This is a genomic window from Mesorhizobium sp. B1-1-1 (assembly GCF_006442955.1).
GTDB lineage: Bacteria > Pseudomonadota > Alphaproteobacteria > Rhizobiales > Rhizobiaceae > Mesorhizobium.
Map to the genome: position 1 here is coordinate 17,884 of NZ_VFWW01000016.1, position 20,860 is coordinate 38,743.

19 protein-coding genes and 1 pseudogene are annotated in these 20,860 nt (G+C 61.4%); 14 read left to right on the forward strand and 6 right to left on the reverse strand.

Annotation, left to right across the window (positions count from 1 at the left end; translation table 11 throughout):
• Positions 1-135 precede the first annotated feature (135 nt).
• From FJ986_RS27215 to FJ986_RS27235, 5 genes and pseudogenes are all read left to right on the forward strand, one after another.
• A complete protein-coding gene (locus FJ986_RS27215; RefSeq protein ID WP_181165427.1) occupies positions 136-1,056 on the forward strand; it encodes a LysR substrate-binding domain-containing protein in 921 nt (306 codons plus the stop codon).
• Positions 1,057-1,155: 99 nt separating this feature from the next.
• Entirely contained in the window at positions 1,156-2,442 is a 1,287-nt protein-coding gene (locus tag FJ986_RS27220; RefSeq protein ID WP_140523245.1) for an FAD-dependent oxidoreductase, read from the forward strand.
• Positions 2,346-2,930: a DUF1403 family protein gene (locus tag FJ986_RS31120; protein ID WP_140523247.1), complete on the forward strand. Its 585-nt coding sequence runs from the start codon at positions 2,346-2,348 to the stop codon at positions 2,928-2,930. The genes FJ986_RS27220 and FJ986_RS31120 overlap by 97 nt, the downstream gene beginning before the upstream one ends.
• Positions 2,911-3,150 (forward strand): annotated as a pseudogene (locus FJ986_RS27230) (DDE-type integrase/transposase/recombinase); the annotation flags it as partial. The gene FJ986_RS31120 and the pseudogene FJ986_RS27230, both read left to right, overlap by 20 nt.
• Positions 3,151-3,355: 205 nt before the next feature.
• The gene (locus tag FJ986_RS27235; protein ID WP_140523249.1) at positions 3,356-4,498 is read left to right on the forward strand and encodes a GSU2403 family nucleotidyltransferase fold protein; all 1,143 of its coding nucleotides are present in this window, start codon (positions 3,356-3,358) and stop codon (positions 4,496-4,498) included.
• A 444-nt stretch (positions 4,499-4,942) separates the two neighbouring features.
• Here the strand turns inward: FJ986_RS27235 and FJ986_RS27240 are convergent, their stop codons facing one another.
• The 6 genes from FJ986_RS27240 to FJ986_RS27265 form a co-directional block, all read right to left on the reverse strand.
• A complete protein-coding gene (locus FJ986_RS27240; protein ID WP_140523252.1) occupies positions 4,943-5,857 on the reverse strand; it encodes a polysaccharide deacetylase family protein in 915 nt (304 codons plus the stop codon).
• A gap of 197 nt (positions 5,858-6,054) precedes the next feature.
• Positions 6,055-6,813, reverse strand: coding sequence for an SDR family NAD(P)-dependent oxidoreductase (locus FJ986_RS27245; protein ID WP_140523255.1), 759 nt, complete (start codon positions 6,811-6,813; stop codon positions 6,055-6,057).
• Positions 6,814-6,865: 52 nt separating this feature from the next.
• Complete coding sequence (locus tag FJ986_RS27250) at positions 6,866-7,171, reverse strand: hypothetical protein (protein WP_140527984.1); 306 nt, start codon at positions 7,169-7,171, stop codon at positions 6,866-6,868.
• A complete protein-coding gene (locus tag FJ986_RS27255) occupies positions 7,168-8,337 on the reverse strand; it encodes a mandelate racemase/muconate lactonizing enzyme family protein (RefSeq protein WP_140523261.1) in 1,170 nt (389 codons plus the stop codon). Before FJ986_RS27255 ends, FJ986_RS27250 begins: the two co-directional genes overlap by 4 nt.
• Positions 8,338-8,345: 8 nt before the next feature.
• Positions 8,346-9,422: a tartrate dehydrogenase gene (locus FJ986_RS27260; protein WP_140523264.1), complete on the reverse strand. Its 1,077-nt coding sequence runs from the start codon at positions 9,420-9,422 to the stop codon at positions 8,346-8,348.
• Between the two features lie 79 nt (positions 9,423-9,501).
• Complete coding sequence (locus FJ986_RS27265; RefSeq protein WP_140523267.1) at positions 9,502-10,479, reverse strand: asparaginase; 978 nt, start codon at positions 10,477-10,479, stop codon at positions 9,502-9,504.
• 213 nt (positions 10,480-10,692) lie between these two features.
• Here FJ986_RS27265 and FJ986_RS27270 point away from each other — a divergent pair, with 213 nt between their 5' ends.
• The 9 genes from FJ986_RS27270 (at position 10,693) to FJ986_RS27310 (ending at position 20,859) form a co-directional block, all read left to right on the forward strand.
• Positions 10,693-12,354: an ABC transporter substrate-binding protein gene (locus tag FJ986_RS27270; RefSeq protein WP_140560030.1), complete on the forward strand. Its 1,662-nt coding sequence runs from the start codon at positions 10,693-10,695 to the stop codon at positions 12,352-12,354.
• A 63-nt stretch (positions 12,355-12,417) separates the two neighbouring features.
• On the forward strand, positions 12,418-13,341 hold the full coding sequence (locus FJ986_RS27275; RefSeq protein WP_140523273.1) for an ABC transporter permease: 924 nt from the start codon (positions 12,418-12,420) through the stop codon (positions 13,339-13,341).
• On the forward strand, positions 13,341-14,351 hold the full coding sequence (locus FJ986_RS27280) for an ABC transporter permease (RefSeq protein WP_210239621.1): 1,011 nt from the start codon (positions 13,341-13,343) through the stop codon (positions 14,349-14,351). The genes FJ986_RS27275 and FJ986_RS27280 overlap by 1 nt, the downstream gene beginning before the upstream one ends.
• A gap of 97 nt (positions 14,352-14,448) precedes the next feature.
• Complete coding sequence (locus FJ986_RS27285) at positions 14,449-15,384, forward strand: ABC transporter ATP-binding protein (RefSeq protein ID WP_181165428.1); 936 nt, start codon at positions 14,449-14,451, stop codon at positions 15,382-15,384.
• Positions 15,381-16,436, forward strand: coding sequence for an ABC transporter ATP-binding protein (locus FJ986_RS27290; RefSeq protein WP_140523278.1), 1,056 nt, complete (start codon positions 15,381-15,383; stop codon positions 16,434-16,436). Before FJ986_RS27285 ends, FJ986_RS27290 begins: the two co-directional genes overlap by 4 nt.
• 29 nt (positions 16,437-16,465) lie before the next feature.
• Positions 16,466-17,215, forward strand: coding sequence for a 3-oxoacyl-ACP reductase FabG (fabG, locus tag FJ986_RS27295; protein ID WP_140523280.1), 750 nt, complete (start codon positions 16,466-16,468; stop codon positions 17,213-17,215).
• Between the two features lie 84 nt (positions 17,216-17,299).
• Positions 17,300-18,064 (forward strand): FadR/GntR family transcriptional regulator, encoded by a 765-nt coding sequence (locus FJ986_RS27300; protein WP_224656196.1) that lies wholly within the window; start codon positions 17,300-17,302, stop codon positions 18,062-18,064.
• 41 nt (positions 18,065-18,105) lie between these two features.
• On the forward strand, positions 18,106-19,005 hold the full coding sequence (locus FJ986_RS27305) for a polysaccharide deacetylase (protein WP_140523283.1): 900 nt from the start codon (positions 18,106-18,108) through the stop codon (positions 19,003-19,005).
• Positions 19,006-19,323: 318 nt separating this feature from the next.
• The gene (locus FJ986_RS27310; protein ID WP_140523285.1) at positions 19,324-20,859 is read left to right on the forward strand and encodes a sugar ABC transporter ATP-binding protein; all 1,536 of its coding nucleotides are present in this window, start codon (positions 19,324-19,326) and stop codon (positions 20,857-20,859) included.
• The last annotated feature ends 1 nt before the right edge of the window (position 20,860 follow it).

The window sequence follows — 20,860 nt, forward strand, 5'->3', positions numbered from 1 at the left end:
ATTATTGGCGACAAATGTCGCGGTCCGGCGATTGGTCACCGCCTCATCAATCGGACTTCGCGCCGATCCCATTGTCAAATAAGGGGAATTATGGACGCTATGCAGTTCCGTTATAGGCTGCAAAGGAGAGGCGGCTTGAACATCAGGCAACTCGAAGCCTTCAAGGCAACGATGACTGCAAAGACCACCATCGGGGCCGCGGAGCTTCTCGGCGTTTCCCAGCCGGCCGTAAGCCGGCTTCTGGGTCAATTGGAAACATCTTTGTCAGTGACCCTGTTCGACCGGTCCGGCGGGCACCTCAATCCCACGCCGGAAGCCCTCCTGCTGCATGAGGAGGTTCTTCGTGCCTTCGTGTCGATCGACAAAATCCGCGAGATCGCCCGCGAAATGCAGGTCGCCAATTCCGGGATGGTCTCGGCGGCGTCGCTGCCGATGCTGGCAATGGACTTCATGCCTTCGGCGATCGCCCGCTTCACGGCAAGCCGGCCGGAGAGCCGCATTTCGCTGCGTATCCAGATGTCGCCGCGCATAGAAGAACTCGTCGCCAGCCAGCTTGTGGATGTCGGCATCGCCGAATATCCCTTCGACCGCTCCGGCATCGAAATCGAGGAATTCTGCTCCGCGCATTATCTGATGGCGGTTCCAAGCCATCATCGGCTGGCGCAGAAGGCACGGCTGACGCCGGAAGATTTACGCGACGAACGCTATATCTCCATCACCCACAATCATCTGGGGAGGCAACTCGCCGACCAGATTTTCGACCGCTACGGCGTTAAGCGCCGCATTGTCCTTGAAGCCCAGCTTTTTAGCACCATCGCCAACATGGTGGCCAAGGGGCTGGGAATCGGATTGATCGACCCCTTCACGGCGTTCGATTTTCGCGAGCATCCGGGAGTGCGCTCCATTCCCTTCGAGCCCGCGGTCAGCCTGCGTCTCGGCATGCTTTATCCGACACACCGTTCCCCCTCGCGCGTCGCGCGCGAATTCATTTCCAGCCTCAAGGCATCGCGCCGCGATGTCCTGCGTCAGATCGACGATATCTTCCACCGCAATTGAAGCCGGGCGCGCATCTATGCCGATCCGGCATAGCCCTATGCCACGCGCGGCTGCCTTCTCCTGTTATTGTCGCGGCGAAGGATCGGGCAAGGAACATAGATGGGCACCTTTCAAACGGACGTGGCCATTGTCGGTGGAGGAATTGTCGGCTGCTCGACCGCTCTTTCCCTAGCCCGCAAAGGGAGGTCGGTAACAATCTTCGAGCGCGGCAAGATCGCTTCCGAACAATCCAGCCGTGCCTGGGGTTTCATCCGCCGGCAAGGACGGCATGAAGCCGAGCTGCCGCTCGCGGTCGAAGCCTTGGAACTGTGGGCGGACTTGACCTCGAGATACGGCACACAGGCGACGCAGTTCACCCGCAGCGGAATCCTGGTCCCCGCGGAAACCGCTGCCGATGAGGATCGGATCCGCAGCGGCCACGATATTGCGCGCAGCTTCGGCCTTTCGACGCGCCTGCTGGATGCCGCGGACGTTCGTCAGACAATCCCCGAATTGGCTGGGCAATGGCGCGGCGGACTTTTCACCGCCGACGACGCCCATGCCGATCCGGCTCTTTCGACCCGGACCATCGCGGCTGCGGCACGCGAAGCCGGAGTCACTATCCTGGAAGATACACCGGTTTTCCGGCTCGACCTCGACAGGCAGGACAGACCGAGGCTCCTGGCGTCTAACGGGATCTTCGAAGCAAAAACCGTCGTTTTGGCAAACGGCATCGGCGCACCGGTGCTGGCCGCTTCGGCCGGCCTGCACCTGCCTATCCAGATCGTCAAATCCTCCGTCGGCCGCACCCGGAAGGCAGCACCCTTCACCCGCATCGCGATGTGGGGTCCCCGCGTTGCATTCCGCCCCTCTATGGGCGGCGATTTCATTATCGGTAACGGCTATCGCGGCATGGGAGTCGATTACGAAATCACCGTCGACTCATTTCGCTGCATGCGCCATTTCATACCCGCCTATCGCAACAACTGGCGTCAACTGCACCTCAGCATCGGAGCCGATTTCCGTCATCAATTAGCCGCGCGCTTCAGCCGCCGCAATGCCGTGCAGGCGCTGCCGGAGCCGAAGCCCAATATGCGCAAGGTGATGGCCAACCTTGCTGGCTTCCGGCAGATCTTTCCGCATCTGAATACGATCGAACTGCAGAACGCCTGGGCCGGCAGGCTGGATATCACGCCCGACGTCATTCCAATCATCGATCGGCCCAAGCCAGAGCTCGAACTCTTCGTGGCGGCCGGCTTCAGCGGCCACGGCTTTGCGCTTGGACCTTCCATCGGCAAACAACTCGGCGAATGGGTCACACAGGGCAGCCCCTCGATCAATCTTTCCGCCTTTGCTCTTTCCCGGTTCGAAAAGGGCATCGTTCACAAAGCGCAACAGGCGCTTTGAGATCGTGTTCGTTCACGCGGCCTCGCCTTAGACTTAACGGCGGAGCCGGGCTTGACGGACTTGTCAGACAGGCCGGAGCCGAGCTCACCGCGATAGGAAGCGCGGCCGGCAGCATGCGGCTCGCCGGCCGCGCCGAGGACGCCCTGCGCGACCCCTGGTACCTGCGCCCGGCCGGCGCCGATCCCGGCCCCGCCGGCGCGGTTCTTGGCGCCTGGCGGCAGCTGTCCGTGCAGCCGCCCGCTGGCAGCGCCGACCGACTCGAAAAGATCGTCGACCAGCTCGGGCTCCATTGCCACCGCGCGGCGCTCGCCGACCTTTGCACGGAGATCGAAAAACTGGCGGGATCGCAGCGGCCGGTGCCGTTCGCTGCAACGGCAATCGCCGCCCGCGTCGCCGCGATTCGGCCCGACCCCGAGCTTTTGGCCTGGTGGCTTGCCGACCTGGTGCTGGCAGCACCAGCCCACCCTGGAGGCTGTCGTTTCCTGTGACAACTCAAATCGCTTGCAGTATCGTTCCCGGCGTCGGCTGAAGCCGATCCGGACCCGCAAGAGTAAATACCTGAGTAACCGGATCGAACAGGACCATCGGCGCATCAAGCGCCGCATCGGGTCAATGCTCGGCTTCAAATCACCGGGATCAGCCGCGATCATCCTAAACGGCATCAAAATGGTTCACATGATCAGCGGCGGTCACGCGGTGCCTGATTGATCGGCGCGGCTCCAGCATCGTTGGCGGTAGCATTGGCCAAAGCCGGGCGCATCGATCGCCATGTGTGGCATGACGGGTCTGCGTGAACCCTGGATGATGCGGCGGCGTTATAAGATTTCTGCAACTGTCTTATAACCACCGCTTGCGTCGCTTGAGTTCATCCTGTTATAAGAGAAACTCATTTTTCTTATAACGGAGCCGGCGCATGAAGACGGTCGATCTCGTTTATCGCACGATGTATGCGGAACTCGTTCAGCGCTGCCTTGGTGCATCGTTCGAAACCGACTTCTCAACGGCGGGAAATTTCGTTCGGGTTCCGGTGAAGGGGCGGGATTATTGGTATTTTGAGGAGACCCAACCCAAGAAGACGCGGAAGTATGTCGGCCCGTCCGATGATCCCGAGATCGCGAAACGCGTTGCAGCCTTCCAAGAGATCAAGGAAGACCTCCGCGGGCGACGGAAACTCGTCTCCACGCTGACTCGCCAAGCAGGGCTGACTGCACCGGACCGGTTCACTGGCGATGTCGTTGGAGCAATGGGAGCAGCAGGAATCTTCCGCCTGAGAGGCGTGCTCGTCGGTACGGTTGCCTTCCAGACGTATGCGGGACATCTCGGCGTGAGATTGCCCGGTGCCTCATTGCAAACCGGCGATGCCGATTTCGCGCAGCACTACTCGATCTCCTCGTCAGTCGACGACAGCCGGCCGCCGATCTTGGAAATCTTGAGAGAGATTGACCCGACCTTCAGGGAGATCCCGCACAGATCGGATCCCGCACACGCGACGCAATTCGAGAATGCAACGAGATACAAGGTCGAATTCCTCACGCCGAACCGGGGATCCGATCACTACACCGACCATGCCACTCCGATGCCAGCACTGGGCAGAGCTTCGGCGCAGCCCTTGCGTTTCCTTGATTTCCTCATCCACGAGCCCATCCGGACCGTGATGCTGCATCGGTCAGGGGTGCCTGTAACCGTGCCGTCGCCGGAACGCTATGCAGTTCACAAGCTCATCGTCGCCTCTCGCAGGCAATCAGATGCAAACGGCGTCGCCAAGCGCGAAAAGGACGTCTATCAGGCCAGCCTCCTTATCGAGGCACTGGAGGCCACCCGTCGCCAGGACGACCTTGCAACAGCGCTCGCGGAAGCGTGGGGCAGGGGGCAGCACTGGCGCGAGGCGATGCTGAAGGGGCTGAGCCTGATGCCGCCGAAGAAACGACAGGAAGTTGAGGAGACAGTCAGAAAGGCCCTTGTCGAGATCGGCGAGGAGTTGGACGGCTTCAACTCGGCCGTGAAGTCGTCGCCAGAAAAAAGTGCGACCCGAAAGCCGCCCTGTCGCTTGGACTGAGGAATATCCTCGTTGATCAGGATCGCGTACGAGGGAATATACCGTAGCTGAGGTCTGTTCGCCGTGTTCGTCTAAAACAAGGCACTAAGGAACTATAAGCTGGATTGCCTCGGGCGATCGCTTGCCTACCTGGCCAATACGGTAAAGAACCCTGCCTGACCAGCCGGAAAAGTGCGTAGATCGCACCACGACCGCAGCGGCCGTATGGTGGTTTTGCGTCTTCACCACGCTGGCGAGTTGGAGCGCGACCTGACCCGTGAATGCGCCAGCTGGTCTTCCTACCGCCAGAGCACGCGGCCGCAAAGGCGGACGGAAATTCGCGCTCACCAAAGCGCGGATACGCCTCGCCCAAGCTGCCACGGGCCCGCCAGTTCCGCAATAGCATTCCGAACAGCCCGATCGACGAGAATGCTGCGCTTCGGTGGAGACGAGCGTTTGCTTTTTTCAACCCATAGCCGTGCCAGACAGCTCTACCGACCCTGCGGGGAGCCGCGCAAAAGTGTACCAATTATAGATCTGCTCGCCCGTCCAGAATGCCACGTCGCGATGAGAGGAGATATAATCCAGCAATTCCTCCAGATAGCCAATCCGATGCGGAACACCGCTAAGATAAGGATGGACGCTGATGGACATGATCCGGGGCGAGGTCGCGCTCTCCCGATACAGCCGGTCGAACTGGCGCTTGCCGCGCTCGAGCAGTTCCGCCGACGAGTGCTGCGCCACAGCCATTATTGCGACATCGTTAATCTCCACCGTATAGGGGAGTGTCACCAGCCGGCCGGCCGTCGTCTTCAGTTCGCAAGGCAGGTCGTCCATTACCCAATCGGCGACGTACCGAATTCCTTCTTCAGCGAGGATGTCGGCCGTGTCCGAGGTCTCCGTAAGCCCTGGGCTTTCCCATCCCACCGGCGGCTTACCGGAAATCTTGGACAGCGCGCCGATTGTGCGCCGAATTGCAACGCGCTGGTCTTCGAGGTTGTGCATCGGCCCTTGGAGCCAACCGTGACCCATCAGTTCCCATCCGGCGTCGTGCGCGGCATGCGCGATCCTGGGATAGACCTCGCACACTGATCCATTGATGGCCAACGTCGGAACAATTGTTCGGGATGTCAGGCTCTCGTGGATGCGCCAGAAGCCGACCCGCATGCCGTATTCGTGCCACGACCAATTCGGAATATCGGGTAGCATCGGCATGCCCATCGGCGGCGGCAAGACGGTGCGCGGCATCGGCCGCCTCGCGTCCCAATGTTCGACATTGACGATCAGCCACACCGGCATCCTGACGCCGTCAGGCAATTTCAGCGGCTGTCTATCGACGATGGCCTGGTAGTCTATTCGTTCGCGAGGGCTCAGCGGCATGCGACGGTCCTAAGGGCTTGGAACGCACTTGGATTGATCAGCTTCATAGGGTGACTCGCCGTCAACCCAGTCGCACCACCAGTGGGCCGATACGTATAGACCTCCACCACGCCGCCGCCAAGCGGATGCAACGTGGGGCGCCTTGGCTTGGCACAAAGGACGACCAGTTGCACAAGCAAGCAGACGCATGATGATGTTTAGCCTTGTTTGATCGTCAGCCCGCCGTCTACCAGCAAAGTCTGGCCCGTCACGTATCGCGCTGCGTCGGAAGCCAGAAACAGGATTACATCCGCCACCTCGTCGGGTTCGCCGATGCGACGCAATGGAATGGAAGGAGCCTGAGCCACCAGCCGCGCTTCACCCATCGAGTGCTCCTCGGAGAGGGATTGTGCCGTGCGGATGAAACCGGGCGCGACGCCGTTGACCCGGATCCCGTCGCCGCCCAACTCGGCGGCCAAGCCTCGCACCAAACCCAGAACGCCGGCTTTGGCGGCGGAATAATGGACATGCTCGGCCCAGCCATAGCTCATGCCTGAAATCGACGATACCGCCACGATGGCGCCTTTGCGACGCTCTCGCATGCGCGGCGTGGCAGCGCGTGCCATCCGGAACACGCCTTTTAGGTCAATGTCGACTGTGATGTCCCACTTGGCATCGCTCATCTGCGCCAGCGGCACCTTGTGGGCGATACCCGCATTGGCCACCACGACGTCCACGCCGCCATACTGCTTGTCGATTTCCCCCACGACGTCGTCGACCTGATCCGATCTGGTCACATCGAGTTTGCGGAAATAAGCATCCCCGCCGCCCGCCTTGATCTCTTCGGCCACCTGCTTGCCTTCGGTCTCGAGAATGTCGGTCACGCAGATTCTGTAGCCAACCCTGGCGAAAGCGAGGGCCGTGGCGCGGCCAATGCCGATGCCGGCGCCGCTGATGATTACGGTAGGCTTGGTCATGACGATCTCCCGGACACTGCGTGGTTCGATGCGATTGTGGACATGAGGCGCATCACTCGATGACGCCGATCTTGCCGTGTTCCAGCGAAAGAAACACCGCAAGGATGAGAATTAGGCCGGTGATGATCTTCTGCTTCTCGCACGAGATGCCGAGAATGATCAGGCCATTGCTCCGCATGGCCATTATGAGGGCCGATATCACACTGAGTTCGAAGGAGGTTGCGGTTGTCGGCGTCGCCGCACCCAATCTTGCGGCGACGACGCGCGAAGTCACCGAAGCAGTCTGCAACGCCATAGGCGGGTGCAACGTCCTGACAGGCTGAAAACTGTCGTTCGGCACGGCCGGCGTCTCGCTCACGGCTGGTGCAATTGTCGGAACAGCTTGAACAGTTCGGCTTTCTTCTCGAAGCCGACACCGGGAACATCGGGTAGCCCGACATAGCCATCTTCGACCGCGATGTCGTCGGCGAAGCCGCCAAAGGGCTGGAAAACGTCGGGATAGGATTCGTTGCCGCCCAGATGCAGCCCTGCGGCAATGTTGAGCGACATCTGGTGTCCACCATGCGGCACCACGCGTCGTGACGACCAGCCAAGCGCCTTCATCACCTCCAGCGTGCGCAGGTATTCCACCAGGCCATAGGAGAGGGCACAGTCGAACTGAAGATAGTCGCGGTCGGGCCGCATGCCGCCGTAGCGCAAGAGGTTGCGCGCATCCTGGTGCGAGAACAGGTTCTCGCCTGTCGCCATCGGCCCACCGTAGTGGTTCGCCAGTTCCGTCTGCAACGCATAGTCCAGCGGATCGCCGGCCTCCTCGTACCAGAACAGGCCGTATGGCTGCATCGCCTTGGCATAGGCGACGGCGGTCTTCAGGTCGAAGCGTCCGTTGGCATCGACAGCCAGATACTGGCCCCCACCGACCACCTCCAGCACGGCCTCGATGCGGCGCAGATCCTCATCCAGGGGCGCCGCGCCGATCTTCATCTTCACGACCTTGTAGCCGCGGTCGAGATAGCCCCGCATCTCCGCCTGAAGCTTCGAGTGATCCTTGCCGGGATAATAGTAGCCGCCTGCCGCGTAGACCCAAACTTTCTCGTCCGCCACGCCCGCCCGGTAACGGTCCGCCAGCAGGCGCCACAGCGGGACGCCGGCGACCTTGGCGACGGCATCCCAGACGGCCATGTCGATGGTGCCCACCGCCACGGACCGTTCGCCGTGGCCTCCGGGCTTCTCGTTGGTCATCAGCGTCTTCCAGATGGCGAACGGGTCAAGGTTGTCGTTCTCATGGTCGATCAGTGTTTCGGGATCGGCCTCGAGGACGCGCGCGAGGAAACGGTCGCGCATCAGCGCGCCCTGCCCGTAGCGGCCATTCGAGTTGAAGCCGTAGCCAACCACCGGCTTGCCATCACGCACCACGTCGGTGATCACGGCGACGGCCGAGCAAGTCATCTTCGAAAAGTCGATATAGGCGTTGGCGATGGGGGAGGCGATCGAGACGGTCTTTTCCCTGATGTCGACGATGCGCATGCTTGGTCCTATCCTTCGAGTGCCTCCGCCACCGCCTTGCCGCAGGTGACGGTATCGGCCTTGCCCCCGAGATCACCGGTGCGGGTGGCTTCGCTCTTCAGCGTGGCTTCGATGGCTTCCACGATCGCGCGGCCAGCCTCCTCGTGACCAAGATGGTCGAGCATCATGGCGGCCGTCCAGATCTGTCCGATCGGATTGGCGATGCCTTTCCCGGCGATGTCCGGAGCCGAGCCGTGTACCGGCTCGAATAGCGACGGAAAGCGGCGTTCCGGGTTGATGTTGGCCGACGGGGCGATGCCGATCGTGCCGGTGCAGGCGGGTCCGAGATCCGAGAGAATGTCGCCGAACAGGTTCGATGCCACCACAACGTCGAAACGGTTCGGATTGAGCACGAAATGGGCTGCCAGAATATCGATGTGGTACTTGTCCCAAGAGACATCCGGGTATTGGGCGGCCATCGCCTCGACGCGCTCGTCCCAATACGGCATGGTGATCGAGATGCCGTTGGATTTGGTGGCCGATGTGAGGTGCTTGCGCGGACGCTTCTGCGCCAGATCGAACGCATAACGCAGGATGCGATCGACGCCGACGCGCGACATCACGGTTTCCTGGATGACGATCTCGCGCTCCGTGCCCGGATACATCCGGCCGCCGATAGATGAATATTCGCCCTCGGTGTTCTCGCGCACGACGTAGAAATCAATATCGCCGGGCTTGCGGTTGGCGAGCGGCGAGGGCACGCCCGGCATCAACCGGACGGGGCGCAGGTTGACGTATTGGTCGAACTCGCGGCGAAACTGCAGCAGCGATCCCCAAAGCGAGATATGGTCGGGAACCATGGCCGGCCAGCCCACCGCGCCGAAGAAGATGGCATCATGGTTTCCGATCCGGGACTTCCAGTCCTCCGGCATCATGCGGCCATGCCTGGCATGGTAATCGCACGACGCAAAGTCGAAATGGTCGAGCTGTAGGTCGATGCCGAAGCGCCTTGCCGCCACTTCCAGTACACGAAGTCCCTCGGGGACGACCTCCTTGCCGATCCCGTCACCGGGAATGACCGCGATCCTGTGCTTCTTTGCTGACATCATGGTTCCTCGGCTGCAGGAATGGGACGGCGGCGATGGACGGCCGCCTTACGGAAATCAGGCGGTGGAAGAGCGGGCATCAGCCGCCGAAATATTCGATCTCCTGGCGCAGGCGTTCGCCCTCGATGCCCATGCCGAGCAGGACGGCCACGAGCACTCGTGCTTTCTGGCCGCTCAAGTCGCCGGCAAAGATCACGCCCCCGTCGGAGAGTGTCTTGCCGCCGCCATTGCCATAAATCGGCTTGACCCGGCCGCGCTGGCAACGACTGGTCATGATGACGGGAGTACCATTGGCGACAAGCGACGTCGCGGCGGCAGTGACGGCGGGCGTCGCGTTACCCCGCCCGAAACCCTCCAGAATGATGGCCTTGGCACCATCCTGGGCGGCGAAGCGGATGTAGCGGTCACCGATCCCCATGACCAGCTTGATAAGATCGACATCAGCGACAATGCCTTTTGCGTCGTAGGTGCGGCGCAGGACCGGCTTGCGGTGCAATACGATGCGGTCGCCGTCCACTTCCCCGAGCTTGCCGTGCTCGTAGGAGATGAAGGTATCGGTGCGTGAACTGTGCGACTTGCTCACGTCACGCGCAGCATGGAATTCCTGCTCGAAGCAGATCATCGCGCCCAGGCCCCGCGCAGTTTCGGACGCGGCTAGCCGGATGGCATCCGTGAGGTTGCGTGGGCCGTCGGGGTTCGCCTCATCGGCCGCGTGCTGTGCGCCGGTGAACACTATCGGCTTGTTAGTCGCGACAAGGAGATCAGCCAAAAAGGCGCTTTCCTCCATCGTATCGGTCCCGTGGGTCACCACGACCCCATCGAAGTCACCTTGAAGGTGGTGTGAAATCCGCTGGGCCAGTGCAAAGCCGAGCGGGAGGTCGATGGCATAGCTGCCGACGTTGCAGAACTCGTCGATGGCGATGTCAATGCCATCGAGCGGATCGTGCAGCATGGCGCGCAACTCCGATCCTGTGACGCTTGCGGTGACATGTCCGCTCTCGGCTTCCAGCTTGGATGCGATCGTCCCTCCTGTTGTCATCAGACAGATTTTTCGCATTTCGGTTCCTCGCTGCCGTACCCGACGTTGAATAATTTGGTCAGACCAAGAAATCAAGAAGCTATTTTTTTGTGCATGAAATGCACGAATTTTTCGCATTTTTTGTGATTGACGGTCAGGCCAATTTGTCCATTAATGTCAGTTACGCTCTTTGGTCTGTCCAAAAGCGGAAAGATAACGAAGCGTATTCGCGCAACCAATGGGGAACGAGAGATGGTTGATGATTTTACCAGAATTCGGTTGGCGCCCACGCGCCGTCAGTTCCTGAAAACGACTGCCGCCTTCGGCGGTGCCGCACTTGCTGCATCGACCGGCCGCTTGGGGGAAGCCTTCGCGCAGGACGCAAACAGTACGCTGGTGATCGCGGCGCCCGCGACGCCCCAGGGCCTCGACATCGAGTTCGACGTCAGCCTGGGCTCCATCGATTCCCTCGGTGCGCTCTACGAGTACATGCTTGGCTATGAGAAGATGGATGATCCCAATGCACCCGGCGTGCTGCGGGAGGATACCGGCGTCCATACCGACAAGCCGAACAACCTCGCCTTGCGCGGCCGGTTGGCGGAAAGCTGGGAAGTGGCCCCCGATGGCCGCAAGGCGACCTTCAAGCTACGCGAGGGTGTCGTCTCCAACTGGGGCAACAAGTTCACGTCCAAGGACGTAAAATGGACTTGGGACCGCAAGTTCAACCTCAAGGGGCAAGGCCTGTTCCAGACCGCGGTGCTCGGTCTCAAGACGCCTGACCAGATCAAGGTGGAAGGCGACTATGCGGTCTCCTTCAATCTCGAACAGCCAAATCCATTGCTTCTCAAGCAGCAGTGTAACCTCGCCAACCCGATCTACGACGCCACCAAATGCGCCGAAGCCGGTGGCTCCGACGACCCGTGGGCGGTCAATTTCCTCAAGAACGATAGTGCTGGCTTTGGCCCATATCGCCTTGCCCAGCTCGTGCGCGGTCAACAAGCCGTGTTCGAGGCGCGCGAAGACTACTGGGATGAAAAGCCCTTCATGAAGCGCGTCATCATGCGCGAAGTGCCGCAGTCGGCCAGTCGTTTCTCGCTGCTGCAGGGCGGCGCGGTCGACATCGCACAGTTCCTGCAGCCGCGCGAACTGGAGGCGCTGAAGAAGCAGCAGAACGTGGCGGTGGATGCCGTCAATTCGTCCTACATGATCTGGCTGGAGCTCAACTCCAAGATCGCTCCATTCGATAATGTCGACGTGCGCCGTGCCATCAACCTCGCTATCCCGCGCGACGAGATCATCCGCACCATCTACTACGGCTATGCCGACGAGCAGAAGGCGCCGATGCCCTATATCTACCCGATGGCGGATGAAAGCTTCTTCGCGTACGGCTATGATCTTGCCAAGGCCAAGGAGCTTCTTGACAAGGCAGGCGCCAAGAACCTGGCGACCACCTTGTCCTACAACGCCGGCGACCCGACGCAGGAGCCGATCGCATTGCTGATCCAGACCGCGCTAAAGCAGATCGGCGTGGAGCTGACGTTGGAGAAGCTGCCGGCCGGCGTGTTTTACGAGAACGTCACCAAGCGCGCCAAGCCGATGATCTTCTATCTGGATTCGCCGTGGACGCCGGATCCGGGCTACTCGACCTACCTCTACTTCAACTCCGAAAGCTACGTGAACTATTCCAATTATGACAACAAGAGCGTCGATCAGATGATCAAGGACGGTCTTGCCACGCTTGATGACAATGTGCGTAAGCAGAAATACTCGGAGGTGCAGAAGACGTTGATGGACGAAGCGCCCTGGGGCTTCATTGCTTATCCGAAATACACGCTGGCGCGTAAGGCGAACCTCAAGGGTTACACTTACTACACGTCCAATAATCTTCGGTTCCAGGATTTCAGCCGCGGCTGATGAGGTCTTGTCCCTGGAGGCTGCCGCCTCCGGGGACAAGTTAGTGTATCGGAAAGATCTTAGATGTCTTCGAAGCTTAGCCTTCTCCTGAGGCTGGCGGTCATCCGGCCGAGATTTGCGATCGGCTATCTGATCGTCATCGCGATCACCCTGCTGGCGATCTTCGCGCCGGCCATTGCACCCTATTCGCCGACCGAGGCGGATTCGGCCAGCTTCCTGCAGCCGCCGGATGCCACCCATCTCTTTGGCACCGACAATGTCGGCATGGATATTTTCAGTCGTTCCATCTACGCGCCCCGCATCGACCTGACGATCGCGATACTGGGCACGCTCCTGTCGGCGCTGATTGGCGGCTCGATCGGTGCTGTTGTTGGTTTCTACAGCAGCGGGCGCGGCATTCGCGTGTGGCTATCCTTCGCCGTCATGCGCGCGGCCGACGTGCTGCAGGCATTTCCCATTTTCGTCTTCGCCATCGCCCTGGTTGCCAGCCTCGGTCAGAGCATCCAGACGGTGGTTCTGGCCATAGCCTTCGTCAATGCGCCGATCTACTTGCGTCTCATGCGCTCGCAGGTGCTCAGCATCCGCTCCATGCGCTATGTCGAGGCTTCGCAGGTCAATGGCCTGTCGGACATGCAGACCATTCGGCGCCACATCATTCCCAATGCGATGGCGCCGGTGCTGGCGCAGCTATCGGTCAATGTCGGCTGGGGCATCCTGCTGACCTCGGCGCTGTCCTTCGTTGGTGCCGGCGTGCGCGCGCCGACACCTGAATGGGGCAGCATGATCGCCATGGGCTTTCAAAACGTGGTGACCGGCCAGTGGTGGCCGTCCATGTTCCCCGGCGCGATGCTCGCGATCACCGTATTCGGCTTCTCGTTGGTCGGCGCGTCCATCGAGGTCCTGGCCGATCCGTCCAAGCGCCGGCAGCTGCTGAGCGATGCACGCGAGCATCGCCGCCGGGTCGACCGGCCGGCGGAGGGCGCCTGATGCGCATCCTGGCCTATCTCGCCAAGCGCCTGATTTTCGTGATCCCGCAGTTGCTGGGCATTGTGCTCGTGAGCTTCCTGCTGGTGAAGAGCATTCCGGGTGACCCCGCTGTGCTGATGCTCGGGCCCACGGCGACGCCTTCGGCCATCGCCTCACTGCGCCAGCAGCTCGGGCTCGACCAGCCTCTCTACATGCAGTTCCTGATCTATGTGCGCAATCTCTTGCATGGCGACCTGGGAACCTCCTGGCAGACAACGCGGCCGGTGCTCGAGGATCTGCTTCAGCGCTTCCCGGCGACCCTCGAACTCGTCACGCTTTCGCTGCTCCTGGCTATCATCGTTGGGGTAACGCTGGGCGTCTATGCGGCGCGCAAGCCAAACGGCTGGATCGCGCGCCTGTCCGATCTCTATGGCTTGAGTGCCGGTGCGCTACCGGACTTCTGGTTCGCCCTCGTGCTGATCTTCATCTTCTATACCGTGCTCGGCTGGGCGCCTGCGCCTCTCGGCCGTATCGACATGATCGTCATACCGCCGGCGCCGGTCACCGGAGCCCTCACCATCGACGCGCTTCTCGCCGGCGACCTGCAGGCCTTCTGGTCTGCCTGCGCGCATCTGGTCCTGCCGGTGATGACGCTCGGGCTCCTGAATGCCGGTCCCATCCTCAAGATGACGCAGGCGACGATGGAGAAGATGCTGGACTCCGATTTCAGCCGCTTTGAAGTTTTGTGCGGGGTGCCGCAGAACCTTGTCGTGCGCCATGCGCTGCGCAATGCGTTGCCATCGATCGTCACCATTATCAGCGTGCTCTACGGCTTCCTGATCGGCGGTGCGGTGCTCGTCGAGATCGTGTTCTCGTGGGGAGGGGCGGGGCAATACGCGGTGCAAGGTGTGCTGAATTCGGACATCTATCCGGTTCTGGGCTTTGTGCTCTTCTCCGCCATCTTCTCCCTCATCGTCTACATCGCGGTCGACCTCATCTATTTCCTGCTCGACCCGCGGATCAGCAATTAATGTGAGAATGTCATTGGGCGCAGCAGAAATCATAAGCAAAACGCGCAACGCGTCCGGCGGCGACAAGCCGCCGTTGATCGACATCAGGAACTTGCGCGTGACGTTCCCGTCCGGAAGCGCCGAACCGAAGGCGGTGCTGAAGGGCATCGACCTTGCAGTACAGCCTGGCGAGATCGTTGGCCTGGTCGGTGAGAGTGGCGCGGGCAAGACGACGCTCGCCCGCTCCATCCTCGGGCTGCCGCCATCGCCGGGCCGCATCGCCGGCGGCGAAGTCCACTTCGAGGGCCGCCAGATCCTCAGCCTGTCCGAATCCGAACTCCGCCGTCTTCGCGGCCGCCGTCTCTCGGTCGTGGTGCCGAATCCCCGCGCTGAGCTCAATCCGCTGCTCAAGGTCGGCGACCAGATCGCCGCGATGGCGAGGATCCATCTCGGCGTCGGCGGCAAGGAGGCGCGGCGCATGGCGTTGAAGATCCTGCACGACGTGCAGATACCGGACCCGGAACGGCGCATGGATGCCTATCCTCACGAACTGTCCGGCGGCATGGCGCAGCGCGTCGTCATCGCCATGGCGCTGATCTGCAGCCCGGCCTTTATCATCTCGGATGACGCCACCAGCGGACTCGACGTCACGGTGCAGGCGCAGATCCTGGCCCTGCTGACCAAGCTTGCCTCGGAGCATGGCAGCGCCATGCTGTTCATCACCCGCGACGTCGGCATCACCGCGCATTTCTGCAATCGCATCGCTGTGCTGTTCTCGGGCGAAATCGTCGAAATCGCGCCGCGCGAGGCTCTCTTCCTCGCGCCCGCGCATCCCTACACATTGATGCTGCTTGCAGCCTTCTCCCATAGCCCCAGGCTGCGCGACAGCTGGAGCGTGCCGGACACTGGCCGGCGGCGCGAACCGCCCACCGGCTGCCAGTATGCCAACCGCTGTCCCATCTCTCAGCCGGTTTGCCGCGCACAGCGGCCACCTTTCGCCGAGATCGGTCCGGGCCACTTCGTCCGCTGCCATTTCCCCGTGAGGCACGCATGAACGCCGTCCTGACCATCGACAACCTCTACAAGCGCTTCCCCATTGCCGGCTCCAAGCAGGTGGTACAGGCGATCAACGGCGTCAGCCTGACCATCGAGCCGGGTGAGACACTGGGGCTCGTGGGCGAGAGTGGCTCAGGCAAGACCACGGTCGGCCGCTGCATCGTCGGCCTGATCGAGCCGACCGCCGGAAACATTCGCTTCCGCGGCACCGACCTGGCGCAGCGCCATCAACACAAGAGCAAGCTGGCTGGCAAGATTCAGCTTGTATTCCAGGAACCGAACGAGTCGCTCGACCCGCGCATGAAGATCGGCGACACGATCTGCGAGCCGCTCCTGCCGCTAAAGCTCGACCGCGAAACGAGGCGCCGCCGCACGGCCGACGCCTTGCGCCTGGTGCGGCTGGATACCGACTTGCTCGACGCCTATCCTTCCGAGCTGCCTTCCGGGCAACAGCAGCGTGTCGGCATAGCGCGCGCCATGGTCACGGAGCCCGAACTCGTCGTCCTCGACGAACCGACCTCGGCGCTCGACCCGACCGCCCGCGCCGAGATCATCGATTTGCTGCGGCGCATCCAGAGCGAACGCAACACCGCCTATCTGTTCATCTCCCACGACCTCTCCACGGTGCGCTTCATCAGCCACCGCGTCGCGGTGATGTATCTCGGCATGATCGTTGAGCAGGGCAGCGCCGAAACGGTCTTCAATCGCCCGCAACATCCCTATTCCAGTGGTTTGCTGTCGTCGGTCATGCTGCCGCATCCGCATCTCAAGATCGAAAGCAGCGTCAGCCTCAAAGGCGAGATCCCGAGCCCGATCAATCTGCCCCAGGGCTGCTTCCTGGCATCGCGCTGCCCGTTCGTCATCGATCGCTGCCGCCGTGAGATGCCGCCGGCTGAGACGGTCGGCGAACGGCACACGGTCCATTGCTTTCGCCACAAGGACGTCGCCGCTTCGGTGCCGGCCTCCGACACCTTCAACGTGTTCATGAAGGAAGCCGAACGCATCCTCGGCCGGCCGGCGCCCGGTGGTCTCGCGTCTTCGCTACGATAGTCAATCAACCAGGAAATGGGAAACCAAGCATGTCAGGACGTCTCGCTGGAAAGAAAGCACTGGTCACGGGAGGCGCACGCGGCATCGGTGGCGCGATTGCCACGGCCTTCGCGCGCGAGGGCGCCGACGTGGCCGTTCTCGACCTGAAACTCGAGGCCGCCGAGGCGCGCATCTCCGCCCTTGCTGATTTCGGTGCAAGGACCTTCGCCGTCGCGGCCGACGTCAGCGACGAGGCGCAGGTCGAGGCAGCCGTCAAGAAGGTGGAGGCGGCGCTCGGCCATATCGACATACTGGTCAACAATGCCGGCATCGACACGACGTCCGTCGTCGCCGAAATGAGCACCGGCATGTGGGACCAGATGATGGCCGTCAACCTGCGCAGCGTCTTTCTTTGCACGCGCGCGGTGCTGAAGCCGATGATTTCCCGCAAGTTCGGCCGCATCATCAATATCGCCTCGCAGCTCGGTCACAAGGGCGCGCCGGAAATGGCGCACTATGCGGCCGCCAAGGCCGGTGTCATCGGCTTCACCCGCTCGCTCGCCTATGAGGTGGCGCGCGACGGCATCACCGTGAATGCCATCTGTCCCGGCCCGATCGAAACGGAGCTATTCAAGGCGCTGCCGGAGGAATGGAAGAAGCGCAAGCTCGGCGAACTGCCGATCGGCCGCGCCGGCCATGTCGACGAAATCGCTCCCACCGCCGTGCTGCTGGCGTCGGAGGAGGGCGCTTACTACATCGGCGCGACCATGAATCCGAACGGCGGCGATGTCATGCTCTGATCAACCGCGGGCTGAATGGTTCCATCCAAATGTATCTTGTTCTAGCTATGTGGCGACAATTCCTGCTGACGCTGGGGCCTAGCCATGATGAAACGCAATCTTAGTGATGATGGAAAGACGGCGGCCTTACAGCCGCCCGACCTGCGGCGCGAGCGCCGGGAAGCCAGCGGCGGTGTGGCCCAGGCAACGGTGGCCGCCTTGCAGTCGATGATCCGCGACGGCAGGTTGCGACCAGGCGATACATTGCCGCCGCAGCGCGACCTGGCCCGCGACCTCAATGTGAGCCGCGCCACGCTGCGCGAGGCTCTGTCGATCCTCGCCACCATCGGCGAGATCGTTGCGCGCGAGGGAGGGCGGGGCTTCGTTTGTGCCGACCCTTCCGGCGCACCGGCAACTCCGTCCTGGCGCTTCGCGGCGCGTTATTCGCTGAGCGAGGTCTATCAGTTCCGCTACATCGTCGAATCCTACGCCGCCGAGCTCGCGGCGCTGACCCATACCGATCAGGAGATCGCCGACCTGAAGGAATGCACGATCGCCTTTCGCAACGCGGCGCGCGAAAAGGACCTCAATTCCTACGCGCAGACGGACTTCGATTTCCACAACCTCATCATGCGCATCTCGCGCAACAAGCTGCTGGTGGACATGCACCAGACATTCGCGAGCGTGCTGCTGGAGAGCCAGCGCCTGCCCACCGAGCGGCGGGGCAATCTGCTGTTCGCGGTGCAGGAGCATGATCGCATCCTGGAGGCGATTGCCATGGGCGATCCCGATGGCGCCAACTACTACATGCGCAAACATATCAGCATGGCGGGAAGCCGGGCCGGTCTTCCACCCTCGCAACTACCCTAGACGCCCTTCGGCCGGGGACATGAACAACGAAAGGAAGAGAGATGCCGAAAGAAATGTTTGTATCCTACGGAGTGGACGTTGACGCTGTCGCCGGCTGGTTGGGTTCCTACGGCGGTGAGGACAGCCCTTGCGACATCTCTCGCGGCGCCTTCGCAGGCAAGGTCGGCAGCCTCCGGCTGCTTCGGATGTTCGAAAAGTGGGGGATCAAGACGACATGGTTCATCCCCGGTCATTCCATCGAGAGCTTTTGGGACGAAATGAAGGAAGTGGCGGACGCTGGCCACGAGATCGGCATGCATGGCTACAGCCACGAGAACCCGATCGCCATGTCGCCCGAGCAGGAAGAGGCCATCTTCAACAAGTGCGTCGACCTGATCACCAAGCTTTGCGGCAAGGCGCCTCGCGGCTATGTCGCTCCCTGGTGGGAGTTCGGCTCGAAAACAAATGAGCTTTTGAAGCAGAAGGGGCTGCTCTACGACCACTCGCTGATGCATAACGACCATCACCCCTACTATGTGACGGTCGGCGACCAGTGGACGAAGATCGATTATTCCAAGCATCCATCCAGCTGGATGAAGCCGTATTCGCAAGGCGAGGAGACCGATCTCATCGAGATACCGGCATCCTGGTATCTCGATGACCTGCCGCCGATGATGTTCATCAAGGCCTCGCCCAACAGTCACGGCTTCGTCAACCCGCGCGATATCGAGCAGATGTGGCGCGACCAGTTCGACTGGGTCTACGAGAACTACGACTATGCCGTGTTCCCGCTGACGATCCATCCCGACGTGTCGGGCAAGCCGCATGTGCTGAAGATGCACGAACGGCTCCATGACTATATGAAGGGCTTCGAGGGCGTGAAGTTCGTCAAGATGGAAGAGATCGCGGCCGATTTCGGCAAGCGCTTCCCGCGCAGCGGCAAGGCACGTCCCAAATCCTGAGCGGCTTCGGCGTACTATGCCGGGATCGCCGCGCGGTCTCCGGCCCGGTTCGCTTGAGTGGTCAGACCCGATAGATCGGATTGATTATACTTTCTGTGTCATCTCGCCGATGGCAGCTCCCGTCAATTCTGCTGGAAACAGCAGAATTGATGGTGGATTTGGTGCCCTTCGCATTGCTTTTCGACCACCCATTTCCGGTCAGACCAAATGTGCTGAAAATTCAAGCTTTCTTGCAAGTTTTCTTAATTGTCATGGCGGGTAAGGCGTGCTAGCTCCAATCTTGGTCTGACCAAATAGGGAAGACTGGGAAGAGGTGGAATGAAGGATAGAACGCACAACGTCCTTGATTTCCGATCCGTGTCCAAGCGCTACGGTGCCACGATTGCGCTTGAGGATATTTCGTTTGAAATGCGCTCCGGCGAAGTGTGCGGTCTGCTCGGCGAAAATGGCGCCGGCAAGTCGACACTCGTGAAGATACTGAGTGGCGTCGTCACACCTGATACCGGCTCCATCGAATTGCGCGGCGCTCCTTTCAAGCCGCAGGGCATTGTGGACGCCCGCTTGGCCGGCATAGCAACCGCCTTCCAGGAACTCAGCCTGATTCCGACATTGTCAGTGGCCGCGAACCTGTTCCTGCCGCGCCCGGCACTCAACCGCCTTGGTCTGGTGTCGGCGCGCAACATCGAGCGTGAGGCGGCTGAGATTCTTCAAGCCCATGACGTGGCGGATATCGCGCCCCGGCGGCTGGTCGAGGATCTGCCGCTCGGCATGCGCCAGAAGGTCGAGATCGTGCGTGCGCTGCGGCACCGCCCGGCCGTGCTGGTGCTCGACGAAGCGACCGCCGCGCTCTCCGACCGTGAATGGCTTTTCAAGCTGGTCGATGCCGCTGTTCGTGGCGGCACGTCAGTGCTCTACATAAGCCACAAGCTCGACGAGATCCGCCGCTTGTGCCAGCGCTGCGTTATCCTGCGTAACGGCCGCAAGGTGCTGGAAAGCGATGTTGAATCCATGAGCGACGAAGCGATATTCAGCAGTATGGCCGGTCGCTCCGTGGTTGAATCCGCGGAGAAGGCGCCGTCGGCGGTTCGCGTCGGCGCCACGCCGGCGCTGGAGGTCGGTCACCTGATCGGCCCTGGCGTCAATGATATCAGCTTCTCGCTGGCTCCCGGCGAGATTCTTGGTGTGGCGGGTCTGGAGGGTCACGGGCAGTCCAGTCTCTTCAAGTCGCTGGTGGGCTTGTCGACGCTGCGAGAGGGCACGATCTCGATCGCAGGCAAGGCGACTTCGGTCGGCTCGCCTCGCGCGGCGCGTAGGCTCGGCATGGTGCTGGTGCCGGAGGAACGAAAGTCCGAAGGACTGTTTCACGATCTCACCACGCAGGCGAATATCTCGCTGCCGGTGATAGACAAGGTGAGCCCATTCAAGCTCGTAAACAGATCTTCCGAGCTGCGGCTGGTGGAGCAGGTAACCCCGGCAGTGAACCTTTCGAAGCAGCTCCTGCCCCTCAACGTCGGCGCGCTTTCGGGCGGCAACCAGCAGAAGGCGGTGCTGGCGCGGGCGCTGATAACGGGCGCGCGGTGCCTGCTGTTGTTCGATCCCACGCGCGGTGTCGATGTCGGCGCCAAGCGCAACATATACGCCATGATGCGCGCGTTCGTGCGCGATGGCGGCTCGATCCTGTTCTATTCGACTGAACTGGACGAACTCGTTCAGCTCTGTGATCGCTGCCTCGTTCTCTACCGCAATTCGATTGCCGGCGAGCTGGGCCGCGACCATCTCTCACAGGACCGTATGCTGTCGCTGGCATCCGGTTATCGCGACGGGTCGCGGCGGCCTGCCGCCCAAGGGGCGTAAC